The sequence below is a fragment of the Cutibacterium avidum ATCC 25577 genome (genome assembly GCF_000227295.1).
In the GTDB taxonomy this organism is placed as follows: domain Bacteria; phylum Actinomycetota; class Actinomycetes; order Propionibacteriales; family Propionibacteriaceae; genus Cutibacterium; species Cutibacterium avidum.
Genome location: NZ_JH165060.1, coordinates 1 through 602 on the forward strand (window position 1 = coordinate 1; position 602 = coordinate 602).

The following is a 602-nucleotide window of genomic DNA, read 5'->3' on the forward strand; positions in this document are numbered from 1 at the left end:
AAACATCATCTCCTGCTCACAACAACGAAACTACCGAATACAAGGGACATGACTGATCTTAATCTTCGCAGGACCCAGCCGACGCACCTCTGAAACAGCCCTGTCTTCGGTAAATATCCACCCGGGATAACGACTTCTCACGGTCGAATCATGAGGAACTTTTCGCAGCCGAGCAGCGAGCAGGGACGGTTACCGCGCCGAAACGATGATTGTCGCAATGGCCTCTGTGGGCTCAAGACAGGTCGAGGCCCTCACTCCGCGGGCACTTGTTAGTCATTGTCGGGGCGAGCGAAGAACACTCCCTCCGCTGTGGTACGTATGACCCGCGCCGCCCGCACAAAATCCGGATACGAATCATAGGCGCCCCGCCGCGCATAGTTCACCGCTGACACAAGAGAGCCGTCGTCAAGCATCGGCTCCAAGTCCGCTGTCCCGCAGTTGACATACTCAGGCGAAAAAATACGACAGGCCATCTCCGCCATCGCCATGGCCACACCCTCATCATCCTCGTCCACGGCACCCGGTAAGCTCCCCATTGCCACAAAGCGAAACAAGTTCTCCTGCTTGTCATAATCATCCGCGTCGAGGTGCACGCTGAGATC

Annotated in this window: 1 pseudogene; it reads right to left on the bottom strand. The window is 56.6% G+C overall.

The features are described 5' to 3' along the window. Positions 1-269: 269 nt before the first annotated feature. Positions 270-602, bottom strand: a pseudogene (locus HMPREF9153_RS12370) (hypothetical protein); the annotation flags it as partial.